Origin of the sequence: Dokdonia ponticola (assembly GCF_042653865.1) — a bacterium.
Taxonomy (GTDB): Bacteria; Bacteroidota; Bacteroidia; order Flavobacteriales; family Flavobacteriaceae; genus Dokdonia; species Dokdonia ponticola.
Genome location: NZ_JBHSFV010000012.1, coordinates 36,750 through 53,490 on the forward strand (window position 1 = coordinate 36,750; position 16,741 = coordinate 53,490).

16 protein-coding genes and 1 tRNA gene are annotated in these 16,741 nt (G+C 36.2%); 6 read left to right on the forward strand and 11 right to left on the reverse strand.

The genetic code is table 11. From position 1 onward, the window contains the following. Positions 1-133: 133 nt before the first annotated feature. From ACFO3O_RS17540 to ACFO3O_RS17555, 4 genes are all read left to right on the forward strand, one after another. Positions 134-1,108, forward strand: a complete 975-nt coding sequence (locus tag ACFO3O_RS17540; protein WP_379981221.1) for a DUF368 domain-containing protein — start codon at positions 134-136, stop codon at positions 1,106-1,108. Continuing rightward, the gene (locus ACFO3O_RS17545) at positions 1,098-2,117 is read left to right on the forward strand and encodes a DUF368 domain-containing protein (RefSeq protein WP_379981223.1); all 1,020 of its coding nucleotides are present in this window, start codon (positions 1,098-1,100) and stop codon (positions 2,115-2,117) included. The genes ACFO3O_RS17540 and ACFO3O_RS17545 overlap by 11 nt, the downstream gene beginning before the upstream one ends. Further along, on the forward strand, positions 2,110-2,859 hold the full coding sequence (locus ACFO3O_RS17550; protein WP_379981225.1) for a shikimate dehydrogenase family protein: 750 nt from the start codon (positions 2,110-2,112) through the stop codon (positions 2,857-2,859). The genes ACFO3O_RS17545 and ACFO3O_RS17550 overlap by 8 nt, the downstream gene beginning before the upstream one ends. 112 nt (positions 2,860-2,971) lie before the next feature. Beyond that, positions 2,972-5,080, forward strand: a complete 2,109-nt coding sequence (locus tag ACFO3O_RS17555; protein ID WP_379981227.1) for a DUF349 domain-containing protein — start codon at positions 2,972-2,974, stop codon at positions 5,078-5,080. Positions 5,081-5,206: 126 nt separating this feature from the next. Here the strand turns inward: ACFO3O_RS17555 and ACFO3O_RS17560 are convergent, their stop codons facing one another. The 3 genes from ACFO3O_RS17560 to ACFO3O_RS17570 form a co-directional block, all read right to left on the reverse strand. Then, the gene (locus ACFO3O_RS17560) at positions 5,207-5,590 is read right to left on the reverse strand and encodes a LysM peptidoglycan-binding domain-containing protein (protein ID WP_379981229.1); all 384 of its coding nucleotides are present in this window, start codon (positions 5,588-5,590) and stop codon (positions 5,207-5,209) included. Between the two features lie 179 nt (positions 5,591-5,769). Beyond that, positions 5,770-6,573, reverse strand: coding sequence for a head GIN domain-containing protein (locus ACFO3O_RS17565; RefSeq protein WP_379981231.1), 804 nt, complete (start codon positions 6,571-6,573; stop codon positions 5,770-5,772). Then, positions 6,570-7,667 carry an acyloxyacyl hydrolase gene (locus ACFO3O_RS17570; RefSeq protein WP_379981233.1) on the reverse strand — a complete coding sequence of 366 codons (1,098 nt, stop codon included), beginning with the start codon at positions 7,665-7,667 and terminating at the stop codon, positions 6,570-6,572. Before ACFO3O_RS17570 ends, ACFO3O_RS17565 begins: the two co-directional genes overlap by 4 nt. Before the next feature lie 231 nt (positions 7,668-7,898). Here ACFO3O_RS17570 and ACFO3O_RS17575 point away from each other — a divergent pair, with 231 nt between their 5' ends. After that, positions 7,899-9,341 (forward strand): CotH kinase family protein, encoded by a 1,443-nt coding sequence (locus ACFO3O_RS17575; protein ID WP_379981235.1) that lies wholly within the window; start codon positions 7,899-7,901, stop codon positions 9,339-9,341. Positions 9,342-9,448: 107 nt separating this feature from the next. Here the strand turns inward: ACFO3O_RS17575 and ACFO3O_RS17580 are convergent, their stop codons facing one another. Further along, positions 9,449-10,108: an FMN-binding protein gene (locus ACFO3O_RS17580; protein WP_379981237.1), complete on the reverse strand. Its 660-nt coding sequence runs from the start codon at positions 10,106-10,108 to the stop codon at positions 9,449-9,451. Positions 10,109-10,202: 94 nt separating this feature from the next. Then, entirely contained in the window at positions 10,203-10,670 is a 468-nt protein-coding gene (locus ACFO3O_RS17585; protein ID WP_379981239.1) for a hypothetical protein, read from the reverse strand. A gap of 446 nt (positions 10,671-11,116) precedes the next feature. Here ACFO3O_RS17585 and ACFO3O_RS17590 point away from each other — a divergent pair, with 446 nt between their 5' ends. Beyond that, the gene (locus ACFO3O_RS17590; protein ID WP_379981241.1) at positions 11,117-12,220 is read left to right on the forward strand and encodes a ligand-gated ion channel; all 1,104 of its coding nucleotides are present in this window, start codon (positions 11,117-11,119) and stop codon (positions 12,218-12,220) included. Positions 12,221-12,240: 20 nt separating this feature from the next. Here ACFO3O_RS17590 and ACFO3O_RS17595 read toward each other — a convergent pair whose 3' ends face one another. From ACFO3O_RS17595 to dnaN, 6 genes are all read right to left on the reverse strand, one after another. Continuing rightward, positions 12,241-12,651, reverse strand: a complete 411-nt coding sequence (locus ACFO3O_RS17595) for a hypothetical protein (RefSeq protein ID WP_379981243.1) — start codon at positions 12,649-12,651, stop codon at positions 12,241-12,243. Position 12,652: 1 nt separating this feature from the next. Beyond that, a complete protein-coding gene (locus ACFO3O_RS17600) occupies positions 12,653-12,922 on the reverse strand; it encodes a hypothetical protein (protein WP_379981245.1) in 270 nt (89 codons plus the stop codon). 98 nt (positions 12,923-13,020) lie between these two features. Further along, on the reverse strand, positions 13,021-13,404 hold the full coding sequence (locus tag ACFO3O_RS17605; protein ID WP_379981247.1) for an alkyl hydroperoxide reductase: 384 nt from the start codon (positions 13,402-13,404) through the stop codon (positions 13,021-13,023). A 797-nt stretch (positions 13,405-14,201) separates the two neighbouring features. Further along, a tRNA-His gene (locus ACFO3O_RS17610) sits at positions 14,202-14,277 on the reverse strand. Between the two features lie 109 nt (positions 14,278-14,386). Continuing rightward, positions 14,387-15,460 (reverse strand): M28 family metallopeptidase, encoded by a 1,074-nt coding sequence (locus ACFO3O_RS17615; RefSeq protein ID WP_379981249.1) that lies wholly within the window; start codon positions 15,458-15,460, stop codon positions 14,387-14,389. A gap of 123 nt (positions 15,461-15,583) precedes the next feature. Further along, on the reverse strand, positions 15,584-16,702 hold the full coding sequence (dnaN, locus tag ACFO3O_RS17620) for a DNA polymerase III subunit beta (RefSeq protein WP_379981251.1): 1,119 nt from the start codon (positions 16,700-16,702) through the stop codon (positions 15,584-15,586). Positions 16,703-16,741 lie beyond the last annotated feature (39 nt).

Genomic DNA, 16,741 nt, shown 5'->3' on the forward strand with positions numbered 1-16,741 from the left:
ATTTTGAAGCACCTTTAAGTTGCAATAGATTTTCTAATGCATAATATGGGTTACATCATCGCTTATTTTTTGTGTTTCCGTAGGTCTTCTTAATCAAACCTACTATTTTAGCATATATCTTAAGTATATGCCTATGTCAAGATCTATTTTTTCTTATATTCTCATTCTCTTTAAAGGAATGGCAATGGGAGCTGCCGATGTTGTTCCTGGTGTTTCAGGAGGAACTATTGCTTTTATTTCGGGCATTTACCAAGAACTTATAGAAACGATAGACAGATTAGATTTTGGCGTGATTAGTTTTTGGAGAAAACAAGGCTTTAAAAAAATGTTTTCGCACTATAATCTAGGTTTTCTGATCAGTTTATTTTTAGGGGTCTTTATCAGTATTTTATCCCTAGCCAATTTGATATCCTATTTGTTAGAAAATCATCCCGTGCTGGTATGGTCTTTTTTCTTTGGTCTCGTTGTCGCTAGTATTATTTACATAGGTAAGCAAATAGAAAAATGGAATCCATTGGTTATTTTAACAGCGCTGATAGGTATTTCAATTGCATATTACATCACTATTGCTAGCCCTGCACAAGCGCCTAATGCCTTATACTTTTTCTTTTTATCTGGCTGTATTGCTATCATAGCTATGATTTTACCAGGGATTTCTGGGTCTTTTATATTGGTGTTATTAGGGTCTTACGGGATTGTTCTAGCGGCTGTAACAGATTTTGTGGAAGGGCTTTTATCTGGAGATTGGGCTGCTGTGAAGACGAGTTTTATAAAAGTGTTTCTTTTTATCATAGGGTGTGTGATCGGTTTAAAGTTATTTTCTAAAGCGTTAAAATGGATGTTTGTCAATAAAAAAGAATTGACCCTAGCAGTACTCACTGGTTTTATGATCGGGTCTCTCAATAAAATATGGCCTTGGAAGAACATACTTTCAACACGAATAGATAGACATGGCGACGAGGTACCTTTGTTAGAAAAAAGTGTATTACCTTCCTCTTTTGAGGGAGATCCACAAGTACTTTATGCTATCATATTTGCTATCATAGGGTTTTTAGCTATATTCTTATTAGAACGATTAGCCGTACGTAAACAAACAAATGCAAACTAAAACACGGACATTTACAGATAAATTTTGGTTGGTTCTTAAGGGATTAGCCATGGGTGCGGCCAATAAAGTTCCAGGCGTTTCGGGAGGTGTTGTTGCTTTTGTTGCTGGGTTTTATGAAGAGTTTATAGGTTCGCTTCAAAAGTTTAATGGTAAAGCGTTAAAGCTGCTATTAAATGGTCGGTTTAAAAGTTTCTGGGCGTACATAAATGGTAAGTTTCTAGGGCTTCTTATTCTTGGGATGCTCATTAGTTATTTTAGTGTCTCACTCCTTTTAGATTTTGCATTACAAAAACAACCTTTGCTCGTCTGGAGTGCTTTTTTTGGAATGATCATAGGGTCAATTTATTATATAGGAAAGGACTTTAAAGATTGGAATAGGCAAATAGTTTTATGTACGATTCTAGGCGTTATAGCTGGGATTAGTATTAGCCTTTTAGAGCCAGCACAAGAGAATGATCATCTGATTTTTGTATTCTTTTGTGGTATTATTGGTGTCTCAGGAATGACACTTCCAGGCTTATCAGGCTCTTTTATTTTAATACTCCTAGGGAATTATGTATTACTTCTAGTAGACTCTGTAAATGCATTATACACCACACTTTTAGATATAATAACGTTTGATTTCAGCTTTGTAGACGACTCAGAACAGGTACGTTTATTAAAAGTATTGCTTGTTTTTGCTGCGGGTTCTCTTACAGGGTTAGTGACGCTTTCTCACTTTTTAGGCTATTTGCTTAAGAATTTTAAAAACAACACAAATGCAGTTATCCTAGGGTTTATAGCAGGTTCTTTAGGAGTCGTATGGCCCTGGAAAAGGGAAATCTATAAAATGGTTGATGGCAAAGTGTTATTAGATATGAACGGAAATCCTATTTTAGATAATTACAATCGATTTTTCCCAGCTGAAATTACGTTAGAAAATATATTAGCACTTTTCTTTATTATAATTGGCGTTTTTCTTGTGGTTGCATTAGGAAAGTATGGAGATAAAACAAGAGCGCATGGATAGATACGGTCTTATAGGAAAAAATATTTCGTATTCTTTTTCTAAACAGTATTTCGCCTCTAAATTTGAAAGAGAGCGCATCACAAATGCGAGTTACGTCAATTTTGATTGCCAAACTATAGAAGAGGTGGTGAGCTATTTATTAAATCCAAACATCAGAGGGTTTAATGTGACAATTCCTTACAAAGAAGCAGTCATCCCTTATTTAGATGATTTAGCTCCAGATGCACACGCAATTGGAGCCGTAAATACCATAAAACGAACCCAAACAGGAGATCTAATAGGGTATAATACAGACTTTATAGGGTTTAAAGATTCCCTTACCGAACGTTTAGGGGATGCACTAACAACGATTCCCAGTCCCAAAAAGGCTTTGATACTAGGAACAGGAGGCGCTTCAAAAGCAGTGGTGTTTGCATTAACTACATTAGGTTTTAGTTGTATGTATGTGTCTAGAAGTCCATCAGAAGGAGTACTTTCTTATCAAGACCTTACAGCTTCTATAGTGCATTCATACACGCTTATTGTAAATTGCACCCCCTTAGGTACTTTTCCAAATATTGGCGCATTTCCTGCAATTCCTTATCATGAACTACGAGCGTCTCATATTCTTTATGATCTTATATATAATCCAAAGAAAACGGTTTTTTTAGAAAAAGGAGAACAGCAAGGGGCCATAATTATCTCAGGGCTACGAATGCTTGAATTACAAGCAGAGGCAGCTTGGGAAATATGGACAGCGTAACCAAATTTTCTTGTTTTTAAGGATATAGCGGGATAATCCCTACGGGATATTATAATTATAGGAGTGGGATTAGTATCTTTAGCTCTTTAAATGAACCTTAACATTGAAACAAATGTCAGAAGAAAAACAATCTCAAGAAACAGAAGGAAAGAATCAAGATGCTGAAGCGATAGAAGAAACAACTCCCCAACCCAAAAAAGGACTTCAGGATGAAATAGCGGCACTAGCCGCCGAAGCTGAAGCTACAGAACTCCCTACAGAGGAAGCTGTAGAAGCTGAAATAGATCAGGAAACAGCAGACGTGGTAGAAGAACCTACTAAAGAACCTGTAGCTAAAATACTAAAAACTGAGGTTGTAGCAGAAGAAACAACAGATGGAGCAACTGTAACGGATACTGTTATTGGTGCTACAGCTGCCAAAGAAGAACCTGCTAAAGAACCGACTCCTGCTAAAGAGATTGTATCAGAGCCTAAAGAAATAGTCAAAAAAGAGTATACTTCTATGGCTACAGAAGAACTCCTAGAAGAATTGAAGACATTATTAGCAAATGAAAAGGTTCAATTGATTAAGGAACATGTAGACGAGATTAAGATAGCAATTGATGCTAAGTTTGATCAAGAACAAGAAGCAGCAAAAGCAGCTTTTGTGGAAGAAGGAGGAAATGTGATAGATTTCAGGTATTTCTCGCCCTTAAAAAAAGAATTTAACGAGACGTATTACGCCTACCGCGACAAGCGATCTAAATATTACCAAAACAAGCAAAAAGATCAGAAAGCCAACCTCGCTTTCAGAGAACAACTGATTGAAGAGGTAAAGCAGCTAAGAGATGAGTTAGGCGGTACAGAAAGCATCCAGTCTACATTTAACAAGTTCAAGGATATTCAAGAGCGTTGGAACAATGCAGGGAATATTCCTAGAGACCGCTATAATTTGGTATGGAACAATTACTACCACCATATTGATAACTTTTATGAGTTATTACATTTAAATCGCGAGTTTAGAGACAAGCACTTTAAAGATAATCTAGCAAAAAAGTTGCAGCTCATTGAGCGTGCAGAGGAGCTAGCATTAGAGCCTAAAGTCAACAAGGCTTTTAAGGAATTGCAGCTTTTACATCGCATGTGGAAAGAAGAAATAGGCCCTGTTGCTAAAGAGTATAGTGATGAGATATGGGATAAATTCAGTGCTGCCACCAAAAAAATACATGACGCTAGAGACGAAAGGCAAAAGGAAATAGAAGCTACTTGGGTAAAAAACCTTGAAGTTAAACGCGACATCATTGAAAAGCTAAACGTCATAAAATCTAAGGACATCGTTTCTCACCAAGAAGTACAGTCTAAGGTAAAAGAGGTAGAAGCATTAAGAGAAGCCTTCTTTAAATCGGGACGTATCCCTACTGATGTTAATGAAGAAGTATGGGCAAGTTTTAAAACAGTGGTGAAAGAGTTTAACCATAAAAAGAATGCCTTCTACAAATCTCAGAAGAAGGAACAATTTGAAAATCTCACTAAGAAATTAGCCCTTATTGAGATCGCTGAGGAACATAAAGATAGTGATGACTTTCCTGCCACTATCGAGGTTATGAAAAAGATACAAGCCGACTGGAAGAAGATTGGTCATGTACCTAGAAAAGACAGCGATAAGATTTGGAAACAATTTAAAAGTGCCTGTAATCACTTTTTCGATCGTTTACACCAGTCCAAAAAACAGGCAAATGCAGGAGAGGAAGAAGCCTATGTAAAAAAACAAGCACTACTTGATACCCTTAAAGGATTAAAGTTAGAAGGCGATCATCAAGAGGACTTAGCTTTATTAAAAGAGCATATTGCTACTTGGAAATCCATAGGGAGAGTGCCGTATGCAAAAAGGAAAATTGATGACCTTTTTAATAAAGAATTAGATAAACTTTTTGGACAATTAGATATTGACAAAAAAGAGTCTGAAATGATCCGTTATGAGAATCGTATGCAATCGATGGTAGGGGAGAATGATGCTAGCGCTTTGGAAAAAGAACGATTCTTTATCACTAAAAAAGTACAAGAAATTAAAGCAGAAATTAACCAATTAGAAAATAATTTAGGATTCTTTCAGCATGTTGCAGATGATAATCCTTTGGTGAAAGAAGTGCATAAAAATATCAATAAACATAAAGAAGCATTAGCTGTTTGGGTCTCAAAACTTCGAAAAGTAAAGCAAATGCTTTCTGAATTTAATGATTAAATAATTAGTTGCGATAATATAATTTAATTCGCTGAAAATTAAATAATAAAGTCAATTTTTTAGACAAGGCTAAAAATAAAAAAAATCCCCAATTAGGGGATTTTTTTTGTGGTATACTTTTACTTTTTATTTTTCAAGATGTGGAATTATTAATTCTTGATCTGGATGAATAACATCCGGATTTTTAAGGATATGTTTATTTGCCTCAAAGATTTTTGTATACTTCATTGCGTTCCCATAATAATGCTTTGCAATCTTTCCTAAAGTTTCTCCTTTGGCAACAGTATGGTGTGCATAGACAGAGGTGTCTTCTACTTTAATATCAGCCATGATATCTGTTGGACTTTCGCCTCCAGCTTCTTTGATAGCATCCCATAATTGATTCTTATGATATTGATTTGTTGCCGTCCCTTTGATATGTAAAACGCCATTTTCTTCTTTTACGTCACCATCTTTTACACCTAGCTTTTCTCCTAAGTCTAGAACTTTCTGATATTTTGCTTTAACCATGATTGTTTTTATTTTAAATGTTAATACCCGTAAATATACAAATACCCATTATAAATTGATAGTCATAGGTATGTTGATTCCTACTTTTTATCGATAAAAAGGGTTTTTGAAACGCCGTAAGGTAGTCTTAGGGGTAAAGATGGAAGATAAGTTGCATAGAAAATTGCAAACTAAAACTACTATTCAAAGATTAATTGTCCTGTAAACAGTTCTTCTACATCCACAATTGGGGGTTGATTTTTTGCAATGACATCTCCTGTAGCTCTGATCTCACCTGTAATACTTTCTTGAGGATTTACAATCATGGGAGCAGCACCTACATGTCTTACAATGACATCTTGAGCAATTAAATCCTCACCATATAAAGTAGGAAATTCATCAGAGAAGATGACGTTAAGTTCATCTGTAGTTCCAGAGATGAAAAAATCACTCATTCCGTTGGCTACGATCACGATTCGTTCAGATTGGAAATCTAAAAAGAAATCTCCTGTTTTATTTGGGTTATCAACTCCTGGTGTTGTGATACTTTCTAACCGGACCTGAGGAAATGTAAGCGTTCCATTACTCCGTATCTCATTGGTAGCGCTGTTTTTTATAAACCTAAGGTTGGGTACGGTGATTCGTACGAGTGTTTGTCCAAAATCTCTGAATATGTTGCACCCATTCTTATTTTGCATCACAAAAGTGTCGTCTTCTACTTTAAATACGAGATCATTAAAAAGATTCTCTCTAGTTTCTACTGTGATGCTTTGTGTAGCGCCTTGTGTAATTTCAAGTCGGATATCATTTTCCGTGCGAACTTTATCAAAAAAAGGAAGTTCTATAGTTCGCGTAATGGCATCTCCATCGGTTTGAAGGCAATCGTTAGCATCTTCAGAGTTACAGCTAGGTAAGAGGATTGCTATAAAAAGGAATGCAGCTAGTATACGCTTTCGCGAAAGCGTATAAAACATCCCTATCTGTATGTGTTTAATGTGTTTCATAATCGATATCCTATGCCAAATTCAACTGCCTCTGCCTTGGCACCATGTGCTTTTACAGAAACAATCCCAAAAAAATGATCCCCAAAATACCGCTTGAGTCCCACTCTCTGATAGACTCTCCCTTCAAAATCGTAAGGATAATATACGTAATATCCTACCTGTGTCTGGAAGGCAACCCGTCCAAAACGGAGTTCGTGACCTATAAAAACGCCTACGCGCTTCCAATCTTCATCCCCTTGGGTTCCAAATTGAGGAAAAGCAATGGCTTCAAATTCAATTTGTTCTTTTAAAAAGCGTGAGAAAAACACCTCAACACCAGCTTGTAAAGTACTTTTATAAGAAATACGTTTATCAACAAAGGCAGAAGCAATGAAGAAAGGATGTTGTCCCAAACCTAACCTGTCACTCTCATTGGCGCCTCCTAGCAAGGCAAAATTAAACGTAATAGGTTCTTTGTACGATATCTTTTCTAGCGGAATATACGCAGGAATTTCTTGATTTTTTGGAGTGTATACAACACCTATGTTAGCAGCTATGGTATTGAGACTCGTATTAGGTGCGCGTACATTTCCATTAGAATAATGGGTAAGTGTTAATCCTCCTTGTAAGTGAATTTGAGGTGTTACTTGTTGTTTGTAATTCAGTAGGAGGTAGGTGGCACTTAGTAGATTTGATCCAAATGCATTATTCTTCTTATTATTTTCGATATCAAACGGACGGTTGTTGTATGCAATCCCTTGTGCAACTCTAAACTGAAGCTTCCTATTTAGAAAATAAAAGGAATAATGTCCAAATAGACTATAGTTCTCACCCACAAACTCATTTCCAAAATCCTGATACATAAATGAAAATCCCCAATCTGGATAATTATATCTGCGTTCCCACTCGTTGAGTCCGTAGGTTTTACGACTATAACTTAAAATTAGACCTCTAGGGTGTGCTGTAATCAAATGCGCAATATCTTTACTGTGCTCAATGATATTCCCGTAAAAGTAATTGATATCAACATCAAACGGTTTTTTGACAGGTTCTTGCGCATGCATAACCATACTAGTGCAAAGTAAAAATAAGACGATGACAACTCTTTTGTGCATGAAATGTATTTCTGAAAGCGAAAATATAAAAATAGAAAGGTTTTTAAGGGCTTGACTTCAATTATGATGTAGATTCTAATCTAAACTACCCAATAAATTGTAAAATAAGCCCTGTAATTAGCTTCTATAAGTACTTGTTTTAAAATCCTTTTGGTATACTTTTGATTTGTTGCTAAAAAACAAAGGTATATCTTGCGGCTTTAATTTATTTCTTTGCATTACATGTCTTGTATGACCACACGTTTTATGTCTTGTAGCTACCGTTTTCTTGGTGGAATCGTAGGTATACTTTGTTTGTTTTCCATTTCTAGAAGTCAGGCGCAAAGCATCGCGATAGATGATTCGTTGGCAATTGCAGTGATGCAACGTAGTCAATTACCCAAAGGAAAAGGAAATCAGGAAGTCCTTCACAATAACAAACGTTACACAATACAACTTTCTAAAAAAGACCCGTCTGTAGGGGTAGCGCACCAACTAATGGATGCCAACGGAAAGACCTATATCTTATACCTGACCAAAAAACCGATACTCCAATTTTATATAGATCAACCGATTGTCAACGAACCTAAACGTATAGCAAATCTTATCTATACCGATAAAGATACGCTCATAAAAACCTACGCAGGCATTGAGCTACGCGGTAGTAGCTCGTTGGTGTTTCCTAAAAAAACCTATGATATTAATCTGCATACGGCTGCAGATGGACTGACCAATAAAGATCTGAAATTTGCCAAAATGCGTAACGATGATGATTGGATTTTGGATGCATTACATAACGAACCGCTTAGAATGCGCTCCCATCTCTCGTATCAGCTTTGGAAAGAGATTCATACGCCCTATTACCTAGACAAAGAACCCAAAGCCAAAGCAGGCGTAGAGACCCGCTACTGCGAGGTATTTATCAATGATCAGTATAAAGGGGTGTATCTTTTAAGTGAGCAAGTCGATCGTAAATTATTAAAACTTAAAAAGGAAAAAGAGAACACTACCCGCGGAGAGCTCTTTCAGGGAGCTCGGTATCTCGGTGCTTGCACTTTTGACTCGCTTCCCAAGAAAAAGAATTACTTGCTTTCCTGGGGCGGCTATGACATTAAATACCCTGTACCGACCAATAGACCTTGGGATCATCTATACGACTTTACAGATTTTGTGTTGCATAGTGATGATACCGCTTTCGCGAAAGCGATCTCCACACGTTTCCAACTGGACAACTTAATTGATTATTTTTTATTCATCAACGCCTTACGAGCTCCCGATAACTTGGGGAAGAATATCTACACAGCTCGCTACAATGAAGGGGAACCTTATTTTTATGTGCCGTGGGATCTGGATGGGACGTTTGGCACCATTTTTAGCGGAAGACGTATTTCTACTACCAATGATTTTTTGACCAATGGTCTTTTAAGACGCCTAATTGCGGTCAATCCCGATAATTTTATTGAGCGTTTTCAAAACCGATGGCGCGAACTGCGACAAGGGGTGTTTGAAACCGAATCCTTACAAAAACGCCAAGCCGATCTCTACACCGAACTCAAAGAAGGACTTTTTTACGAACGCGAACAAAAACGATGGAATGATGTTAGCTTCGACCCCGAAGGCCTTGATTATATGACCGATTGGACCGCAAAACGCTTGTTGTTTTTGGATGGGTATATTGAGAAGTTGGGGGAGTAGGTGGACTTTTGTCTCAGTCATTTTGAGCGAGTGAGGCACGAGCGACAAGCCTGCTTGCTGTAGGTAGGAAATCGCATTACAGGGAGTCAAGGGTGTGAATTCCTTGGTTATTGGAGTAAGTACTCTTTATATTTTATGAGATCATTATTTAGCATCTCAATAGCGCCTTTGCTTGTTATTGTTGCTCCTGACATTCCATCAATTCTTTGATTACCTTCAATCAATTTCTTATCCTCTTGATAAAGAGAAAAGTTCTTATTTGTAGGATTGATTAGGCTTCCATTGAACTGTGCCTTAAATATAGTGTCATTGATATTACCACCAATTCCAGGCGTTTCAGATTTATGTTCAAATTCTATAGTAAGAACTTTCATAGAATCCTTATCTAGCAATACTTTACCCCATATTTTATCCCAAAGCCCCATTCCAAAAACGGGGACTATTACTTTTGATGTATTTTTTATTTCAAAAATTGGATATAATTTAAGGTTTTCACTTTTAGTATTAGACGTATACAATCTGACAGCAGTCTCCATGTCAACAGAGGTTACTTCCCCTTTTAAATCTATTGTTTTGAAGTTTAAAACTGATTTTAAATCTGTCGAATCAGTGAATGTAGAATCAGCCAACTTGCCTAATTCGATTGAAGCCCATTTCAATTCATATTCATCACGAGTTTTTTCAACGTCTTGGAAAAACTTAGGTCTCGTATCACAACCAATGATTAAAATTATCAAAGTTAACAGTATAAGTGTTTTTATGTTCATTGTTTTTATCTGTGTTTAATACACTTATAATGTGGTTGGTGTTTATTTTTTATTGAGATGTAATTCAAAGATACGTTTGCTATCGGAACGTGATTCAATCGCGTAACAGTGGGGGGACTAACGAATCTTTATTGAGATCTCTAATGATTACTAAATAATTTATGAAATGAAAATTTAGTTGCGGTGAGATTCCTGTGTATTTGTAAGTATCACGGGGTTTTCCAGTTGATTTAGTTGATTCATAAGCAACGATTTCAAAGGTTTTGCCTACATATTTCTTTTTCATTTCTTCGATCATAGTTGAATCTAGTCGCTCAATTTCTTTATCAAACAACCTTTTGTATAATTCGAAGTTTCCAGTTGGAAAACTACCGTAGGTGTGGTCTTCAAATTCAAAGATAATTGGCTTATCAATCTTTTCACCATTGATTTTTAGGATTTTAAGTAAATAGTCTCCTTGATACCTATGAAGGTATAAACTATCTCCGTCAATAATTTCAACGTGTAATTCAATTAAAGTCCCATATTGAAAGTTCAGACTAGGCCTTAATTGTTTTTTCATGTGAAAAACAGCTTCTTGAATCGGGCTAAATTTTCGCGCAGGTGAGCAATTAACAACTATCGAACCTATAAAGAATATGAATATTATTTTTTTCAATTTTTCAATTTTCTATGGGCAACAATGTGGTTGTATAAAATTAGTTGCTCAGTACGTGTGTAATTTAGCAAATAAAAACAGTATAGAAAACCGCAAATTACGGCATAATGGTATAGTTAATTGATTTGTTCGCTAGCAGAACGCAGTATAATCACTCACCAGCGTCGGTTATGTAAAAAAAAGAAGCTGTGAAAATTAAAAAGACAGCTAAAATGAATAGAAGACAACTTAGTTTCAGTATTTTCGGAAATAAATAAGTGCATAACAACCAGTAAAGATCAATAAAACAAGCGTCTATTTGATGTTTTAAGCCAAACCTAAACGATACCCAAAACAATAGCGATACCCATATGTTAAGAAAAATAAAAGTGTGTAAAGTATACAATAGCGCAATAAATTACATTCGGCTATTTGTTTTAGTGTGTGTGCTTCTTCTTGCTCCATCCTTTTTATACGGGCAACAGGGTATTCAGCAACATTCAGGAGCTGACCCCGTTAAGGTTTCGGCGACACTTTATATTAATAAAATCTACAATATTGATTCGGTGAATGAAACGTATCAAATTGATGGGTATATGTATTATTCTTGGATAGATGAACGCGTCGTATTTAGCGCTGAAGATTCTTTGGCCGAATCCATGATTTATGAAAATGAACGCGCGAAGGAACTCATGAAAAATGACTTTTGGATTCCTGCATTTGAGCTTATCAATGTTCAGGGGAGTAAAGAAGACCCAAACATACGAATAGAAATACATCGAGATCATAAAATTGAGTATGTAGAACGTTTCTTCGACACCTTCAGTACCGATATGGATTATCAAAAATTTCCGTTCGATTCTCAAACTTTTAAAGTGGAAATAGAGGCGTTTTCTTATGATCAATCTCAACTCATTTTTACAAATAGTGAGCTATTTCCTAAACTAGATAATGAAAACCTTTCTGGAATAATCTCCGAAGATTGGAAGATTACCAATTTAAAAGACGCTATTACAACCAACAGTTTTGAGTTTCCAAATAATGAGTCGGAAGCACAAAAAACATATTCCAGAGTGATTTTTATGGTAGAAGCTGAGAGGATTTATGGATATTATCTATGGCAGGTGCTTTTTCCGCTTATGATTATTATTTTATCATCATTTTCAATTTTCTGGATCAAGGAATTTAGTGCGCAAATTGGTGTTGGTTTTACGCTAATGCTTACCGTGGTAGCATTTAATTTTTACTCAGCATCTATTCTTCCAAAACTCCCGTATAATACCTTTATAGAATATGTAATCATCGTGGGATATATCTTTATATTTTTGGGTATTATAGCTGTGATTTTACATCACAGACTCAATTCGACCAATGAAGTAAAAGATAAAATTAAACTGTTAAAACATTGTAGATATGGGTTTCCTGTCACCTATACCCTCATTATGATGATCCTGTTTATAAATAAAGTACTGTAACTGTAATTGATCTCAGTACATCATGTGATATATACTACAGACACAACAAATAAGAGCGTCCATAGGACCGTTCGTGTCCAGTTTTTTGCAACTAATTTCTCGCACACATTTTCAACGGGTGTATTGTTGTCAATGCTTTGATGAAGCGGGACAAATACAAGAAACGTTAAAAGCCATAGGCTAATTATAATCACCATGCTCAGGAGTGTATACCAATTTTGTAACGTCCATAATTGTATGACTCCTAATATCAGTTGACTCAACATTAAGGGTAAGACGATAAAAGTGACGCGCTTTGTGTAGCTTTTGTGCCAAATCAGCAGATTTGCTTTTGAATAATAGCCAAAACTTGGATATATGACCAATTGTACCGCCCAAATAAGGACCATAAAACCAGCATCAATCATTAAACGGAGTATTTCTAAAGTCATTTTAGGGGGTTTTTCGTACGCTCCAAGCCCAAAGCATGAACAACGGATGAATGATTAGTAACCGAATCCACGCTACCCATGGAGACACACAAAAAGTAGTGTCTACGCAAGAACCTACTTGAATAAAATAAAGATGTGACGGTATAAATGCAATTAATAAAAGAAGAATCCCTTTTACGGCAAGCAATCTTGTTTTTGGATAGGCAACACCTATAGCCAAAACGATCTCAAGTCCTCCACTCACATAATTGATAAAAGATGGGTAAGGCAAATAATCGGGGATGAGCCCTAGGTAGAAATTTGGATTGACGAAATGATAGCACCCTGCAAGGAAGTAAAATACAATTAAAACAAATCTTAACAAACGGATCATGATAGTCTCCAATGATATTCTGTGTGTACTTTTCTCATAATCAGGAAAAAAGGAATCCACCAAAGAAAATCATTGGTGAATAGCGTGTAAATAAATTCAAACGGTACTTCTCCTTTTGCATAATTGAAGACAAATCCAATAGGGCCAAAAATCTTACCTAAAAATCCCACAGCAACAATTGGCCAATGTCTCATAGGATTATAAGAGGCCCACCAATACCCTAGGCCATATACACCAATCACCATGCCCATGCCTTGCCATACCATAGGATGATTGAGAGGCTCCATACCAACGAGTTCAAAAAAATGATCAGGAAATAATACCACCCAACTTCCCCAGAGGATGTTGTAGATGGCAGCTAAGCGTAAGGTTAATTTCATCTTGAATTTTTGTATGACTTTAAATTTTCTATACACTACTTTGATAATGATTCAAAAAGAAGTCAACTATGATTCTTAGTGATAAAACGTTTGTTTTTAGTATTCAATAGCGTACAGAAAATTTAAAGTTACCACCGTTTTTGTAACTGTACAAATATTCAATACGCATAAAAATATAGTACTATTCCTTTATCCAGATTCGTTTGAGAATTTACATAACTATGCTCTTACCTGTCGGCGAGGCAGGTCCGCGAGAGTGAAAAAAAAGATACTAGGAATTGTTGAGAAAGCATTATAATTCACGACTCACGACTCACGACTCACGACTCACGACTTTTTATCCTGATTCCAGATTCCTTTTAAACCCCGTATAGTTATGCTTTCGCGAAAGCGGAAGATGAAAAAAGATTATTGGGGATTCGGGATAACATCTTAATCACACTAATGTCACTTCGAGCGCAGTCGAGAACTTTGACAACGAATATTCCTATGGATGCATTTTAAGTGAGCTTCAAAAATGTCAAAAACAAAGAAAGCTTCTCATTTCTGAGAAGCTTTTGCTATTTGGGTGGAAGATGGGGCTTACTTCGACTACGCTCAGCATCAACTTCTCGCCCTTTTTCTATTTTGAGATTTGTATAAACAAAGAAAGCTTCCCATTTCTGAGAAGCTTTTGCTATTTGGGTGGAAGATGGGGCTTACTTCGACTACGCTCAGCATAAACTTCTCGCCCAATTTCTAGATTCCCTTATAAGAAACAAAGAAAGCTTCCCATTTCTGAGAAGCTTTTGCTATTTGGGTGGAAGATGGGGCTCGAACCCACGACCCTTGGTACCACAAACCAATGCTCTAACCAACTGAGCTACAACCACCATTTTAATTAGCGACTGCAAAGATAATCAATATGATGATATTACCAATCATTTTATAAAAAAAGCTTCGAAAATTTTCGAAGCTTTTTTATATTTTTTAAATAATTCTTTTAAGGCTTTGGTACTGCCTTATCTACCACAGGGCGCTCCTCGCGATTTACAAGCTCCCAAGCAGTAGCAAACACCAATTTTACACGTCTTTGATACAACGGATAATTAATTTTATCTGGGGTGTCAGAGATTTTGTGGTAATCTTCATGAACTCCATTAAAATAAAAGATGATAGGCACATTGTGCTTTGCAAAGTTATAATGGTCAGAACGGTAGTAAAAACGATTCGGCTCATTTTCTGCATTGTAGCGATAATCCAAATTCATATTAAAATACTTCATATTGATCGCCGAAGAGATATTATGAAGATCGGTACTTAACTTGTCAGATCCAATAAGATAGACATAGTCATTATCATCAGGGTGCTCAAAATCATTACGCCCAATCATATCAATATTGAGATTGGCAATGGTGTTTTCTAATGGATATACTGGGTTTTCTGTGTAATATTTAGAACCATAAAGCCCTTTTTCTTCTCCTGTTACATGTAAAAAAAGAATCGAACGTTTTGGCGGATAGCCATCTTCAATAGCTTGCTTGAAGGCTTCGGCAATTTCTAAAAGGGCAATGGTACCAGAGCCATCATCATCGGCACCGTTATATACATTTCCTTTAGAATCAATCCCTACGTGATCTAGATGAGCCGAAATGACAAGTACTTCTTCTGGTTTTTCTGACCCTTTGATGAATGCGAGTACATTTTCAGAATCATTAAGTCCACTATTTTTTCTAAAAAACTCTTTAGGAACTTTCTGATAATAATTATCATCTGGAGTTCCAGAGGAAATATTATTCTCTTTGTAATAAGTGCGTAAATATTCAGCTGCTTTTTTTTGTCCAGGATCTCCCGTGTTTCTCCCTTCCATTTCATCACCAGCATATACAAAGAGCATTTCTCTAAGTTCTGTTTCTGTAATAGTTTCCATATATTTAGGAAGTACCTTGTTTCCATCACCTTCTAAAGAGGTCACATCTATGTATACAGGTTTTTCTGGAGTTACTACTGCTTCTTTTGATTCTTTGCACGAAAGAAGAATAACGCCGCAGCCGAGTATAAAAAAAAGTTTTTTCATTTAAAATCAAATTAATACAGAAGCTAAAGTACTTAAAATAATGGGAAATAAGCAGGAAAATTTAGCACAAAAAAAAGAGCAAATTCACATAAGGAATTTGCTCTTTCGTAATTAACACTTAATCTAGTTATTGAGCATGACAGGCATTACAAGCATGGTGACACTTTCTCCTTCGTCTAATCCGTCGATGGGAGTTAAAATACCAGCTCTATTGGGTAATGACATTTCTAAAGAAACATCATTGGCATTCATGTTATTAAGCATTTCCGTGAGGAAACGGGAGTTAAATCCAATTTGCATATCGTCACCTTGATAATCACAGGTAAGACGTTCTTCTGCTTTGTTGCTATAATCGATATCCTCTGCAGAGATATTTAATTCGGCTCCTGCAATTTTTAAACGGATTTGGTGTGTTGTTTTGTTTGAGAAAATAGACACACGACGTACTGAGTTTAAAAACTGATTACGGTCTATGGTAAGTCTATTTGGATTTTCTTTTGGAATCACCGCTTCATAGTTTGGATATTTTCCATCTATAAGACGGCAGATCAATTCTACATTGTCAAATGTATATCGAGCGTTAGAATCGTTATAGGCAACTGTTACATCATCATCATTAGATCCTAAAATACTTTTTAATAAATTCAGCGGTTTCTTAGGCATGATAAATTCAGCCGTTTGTGAAGCAGTCACATCGGTTCGGTTATATTTTACAAGTTTGTGAGCATCTGTTGCCACAAAGGTAAGTCCGTCTGTACCAAACTGGAAAAATACACCGCTCATCACTGGGCGAAGATCATCATTCCCACTCGCAAAAATGGTATTGTTTATAGCAGTTGCAAGAATGCTTCCTGGTATTTTTACGACACTAGGATCTTCTAGAGATACTGCATTTGGAAATTCCGCACCATCTGCATAGGCAAGGGCATACTTACCATGGCTAGAGCTTATTTCAACAGTATTGTTTTCTTCTTGTGTAAAGGTAAGTGGCTGCTCAGGAAACGTTTTTAAGGTATCTAGAAGTAGTCTCGCAGGCAATGCAATCATTCCTTTGTCTTCAGACTCGACCTCTAATGTCGCCATCATGGTGGTTTCTAAATCTGATGCAGATACGGTAAGGGCGTTACCATCTAATTCAAAAAGAAAATTATCTAAAATGGGCAATGTGTTACTGTTATTAATAACACCTCCTAAAACCTGTAATTGTTTGAGTAAGTATGAACTAGAGACTATAAATTTCATAGTATATATTGGGTTTGCAATGGCAATGATTGAATGATT